The following is a 3,751-nucleotide window of genomic DNA, read 5'->3' as shown; positions in this document are numbered from 1 at the left end:
GGTCTAATTTGAAATAAAAAACCAAACGCCCAATAAATGGGCGCTGTAGAAGAGAATTTTATGAATCCCGACTTTAGTCGGTTAATAGTGATTAAATATATTAATTTCTATTAGACTTTTACCAATTACACATAAAGCTATACTAAACAAAATAAACATCCAATAAACTCTATTAGATTAGAATGATTCAAAACAAAAAAACTAGTCCATAACTTTTATATTCTATCTCCTTCTTACCTTTTTTATTACTTTTGGAGCGGACCAAATTAAAAGGATTGCGCATGAGAAAAACTTTACTCTTTTTCTTATTTACTTTTTATTTAATCTCGGCTAAGGGGCAGAGCTTAATCGATATTATTGAGAAGTCGGAGAAGGCTATTTTTGAAACGCGCTCCTACATTACAGACGGACCTTCAAAAGGTACGGCTTCGGGCTTTTTCATATCTCCTGATGGCCTTGCTATTACCAGTGCCAGCATATTTGAAAATGCCGATTCTGCTGCCATAATTTTACGCAATGGTCGCGATTACAAGATTGAGCGCATATTGTCCGTTCATCCATATACCAACCTGGCATTGATAAAGGTTGAGCAAAACCGTCAGAAACAGTTCGAATACCTTATCCCTTCAAAACAATCGTACCGCGTAGAAGAAGAGGCGCTTGTATTTAACCATTTGGATGATTCCGCTGATGGATCGGATCTGATTACCGTCAAAGAAATTGCTTATTTTCCTTTCATATCGCGCACTGGTATTATCAATGGCATGATCAGCCCCAAGAGCAATGGAGCACCAGCCATCAATTACCGAGGCGAGGTTTTTGGTATTGTTAAATCGGTAGTTGAATCGAACCAACAAATTGTATATAATACCTACCTACTGAACGACAGTAACTGGATCGACATCAATACACGCCTAAGAGATGTTCCCAACTTAGAGAACAAAAAACTTTTACTTGGAGCCGAAAAAAGCAGAAGCATCAGTCACATTATAACAGAGAATTTTGTGGAATCGGCGCGCATCATTAGTCGCTATATAAAGGAAGACCCCTCCAATGCAGAGGCCTACAGCATTAGAGCTTACGCCAGACATAAATACAAAAATAACGTTGGCAGCCGAGCCGACCTAAGCAAATGTTACGAATTAGATGCTGATTATTTTCTTCAGTTTTATTTCCAAGGTTTATTCCTGCTCGAGAAAAATGAGAAAAGAGAAGCCCTTATCAATTTCGAGTTATGCAATAGTCGTCAGCCTACATTTGCGCCTGCCATTGTTCGAATGACCATGTTGAAACTTGCCAACAGTAAAAACATCCGTACCGCCTATCGACAACTTTCCGAAGCTGTTTTGCACGACTCACTTGAAGCAGGTGCATTTTACGAACGTGCTCGCCTACGCATGCAACACTCAGCCGACAGGGAGGCCACCTTAGACGATATTAATCAAACCATCTATTTGGATCCGAGCTATGCGGGTATCTTCACGCTTCGTGGCATCATAAAATCGGAAAAAGAGGACATGCTGGGCGCCATAAGCGATTTTGACAAAGCCATTGAAAAAGATAAAAACGATACACATGCCTATTTCAATCGCGGCATTGCCAATTATAACATTGGCCTAAAAAAAGAAGCTTGCCAAGACTGGAATAAAGCCGGCGAACTCGGCAACTTTAAAGCCTACAACTACATATCGCGCTATTGCAAAGACATGAACAAAGGCCTCTACCCTAGCGGGTATTAATCATTTGCCGCAACACTAATTAGAGAGTCGTTTTTATCTCGAACGTACACTAACACTTAAGGTATTTCAATAAGTTCGAAGTTTAATTTCAGTCCTTTGCTAAAGCCGCAAGGGCTTTTACTTTCTTCCTTCAGCTGAAGAAAGTAAACAAAGAAACCCGCCAGCTGCAGCACTCACTTACCCTCTATATCTTGTTGATGAGACAGAATGAACTCCCTTCGGTCAAACAACCTTCTGTCTTTTCATCAACTTCGACAAGAGGGGCCCAAGCTACGTTGCTGAGGCTGGAAACCCATCTCCGAACATTCATTCGCTTAAAGTATTTACCACTGGTTTTTTTATACCTTTGCAATAAATTAACAAATACAATGATTACACAAGACATACTTAAAGACCTCAGTGGACGCGAGCTAGCGTTAAGGAGGTATCTTTGACATCGACCGTAAAAAAGTTGAGATAGAAGAAGAAGAACTACGGTCGCAGGCCCCTGATTTTTGGAACGATGCCGCCAAGGCCGAGTTGCAAATGCGGAAATTGCGAGGCCTCAAAAGCTGGGTAAACGATTACGAGGAGGTGAAGTCAGCCGTAGATGATCTTCAAATATTATTTGATTTTCAGAAAGCAGGAGATGCAGAAGTTACCGATGTAGAGGAGCAACATAAGTTATGCATCGATCTTATCGAAAAGCTGGAACTTAAAAACATGCTTCGCCGCGATGAGGATAAGATGGGAGCCGTGCTAAAAATAAATGCTGGTGCCGGCGGAACCGAAAGTCAGGACTGGGCCGAAATGCTGATGCGCATGTACATCCGCTGGGGCGAATCGCACAACTATAAAGTTAAAGAAGTGCATTATCAACCTGGTGACGAAGCTGGTGTTAAGTCAGTAACCATCCAGTTTGAAGGTGATTTTGCCTATGGCTATTTGAAGAGTGAAAATGGTGTGCATCGATTGGTGCGTCTTTCGCCTTTTAATGCTGCCAACAAACGCATGACCTCTTTCACATCGGTATTTGTGATACCTCTAATTGACGATTCCATCGAAATAGAAGTAAATCCAAATGAAGTTATTTGGGAAACTTTCCGATCAGGTGGTGCTGGTGGACAAAATGTGAATAAGGTAGAGACAGGTGTTCGCCTGCGTCATGAACCTTCGGGCATTGTGATTGAAAATACCGAATCCCGTTCGCAGCTTGGCAACAAAGAAAATGCCATGCGCTTGCTTAAGTCACAGCTTTACGAAATTGAGTTGCGCAAGAAAATGCAAGAGCAGAACAAAATTGAATCACAAAAGAAAAAAATCGAGTGGGGTTCGCAGATTCGCTCATACGTGCTTCAACCATACAAACTGGTTAAGGATGTCAGAACCAATCATGAAACATCGAATGTACAAGCCGTACTTGATGGCGATCTTGATGGTTTTATCAAAGCCTATTTAATGGAATTTGGCGCAAACGAAGTATTTAATTAAAAACAAAAAACATGGTTACTATATTACATAACCCAAGGTGCTCGAAGAGTAGAGCCGGATTAAAATTATTAGAAGATAAAGGTGTTGAAGTTGAAGTTTGCAAATACCTCGACGAAGCGTTGACACCTGATCAACTAACGGATATACTTGTGAAATTGGGCAAACGACCAATGGATATTATCCGTACCAATGAGGATATTTTCAAGGAAGAATTTAAGGACAAAGAGCTAAGTGATGAAGAATGGATACTAGCTATGCTTGAATACCCTCGCTTGATTGAGCGCCCAATTATCATCAATGGCGACAAAGCTGTCATTGGCCGTCCTGCTGAAATTATTGAGACTATTTTGTAGTTTCTATATTTCTCTTTTGGAACATACTATATTTATACCCGTTCATCGAGCATAGCCGAGATGCCTATCTATTGATTTATCATCAAATACTACCCATCTCGACTACGCTATTAGATTAGCAATTCTAATATTATTCTTAAATTTTAGATTAATTTCTGAAAACCAGAAGAGTTGAGGTGAACTATCTCG

At 40.4% G+C, this 3,751-nt stretch carries 3 protein-coding genes; all 3 read left to right on the top strand.

Annotated elements, in window-relative coordinates:
• Positions 1 to 281: 281 nt before the first annotated feature.
• The 3 genes from ACRD7B_RS22635 (at position 282) to arsC (ending at position 3,562) form a co-directional block, all read left to right on the top strand.
• Positions 282 to 1,739: a trypsin-like peptidase domain-containing protein gene (locus tag ACRD7B_RS22635; RefSeq protein ID WP_430826950.1), complete on the top strand. Its 1,458-nt coding sequence runs from the start codon at positions 282 to 284 to the stop codon at positions 1,737 to 1,739.
• A 368-nt stretch (positions 1,740 to 2,107) separates the two neighbouring features.
• Positions 2,108 to 3,209 (top strand): peptide chain release factor 2 gene (gene prfB / locus ACRD7B_RS22630; RefSeq protein ID WP_430826949.1). Its coding sequence is split into 2 segments (ribosomal slippage): positions 2,108 to 2,170 and positions 2,172 to 3,209, totalling 1,101 coding nucleotides; the frame shifts between segments, so codons are not numbered across the junction.
• An 11-nt stretch (positions 3,210 to 3,220) separates the two neighbouring features.
• Positions 3,221 to 3,562, top strand: coding sequence for an arsenate reductase (glutaredoxin) (arsC, locus tag ACRD7B_RS22625; protein ID WP_430826948.1), 342 nt, complete (start codon positions 3,221 to 3,223; stop codon positions 3,560 to 3,562).
• The last annotated feature ends 189 nt before the right edge of the window (positions 3,563 to 3,751 follow it).

Origin of the sequence: Carboxylicivirga fragile (genome assembly GCF_050589805.1) — a bacterium.
GTDB classification, from domain to species: Bacteria; Bacteroidota; Bacteroidia; order Bacteroidales; family Marinilabiliaceae; genus Carboxylicivirga; species Carboxylicivirga fragile.
Note: the sequence above shows the minus strand (reverse complement) of the source record. Positions and strands in the feature narration are given on the sequence as shown.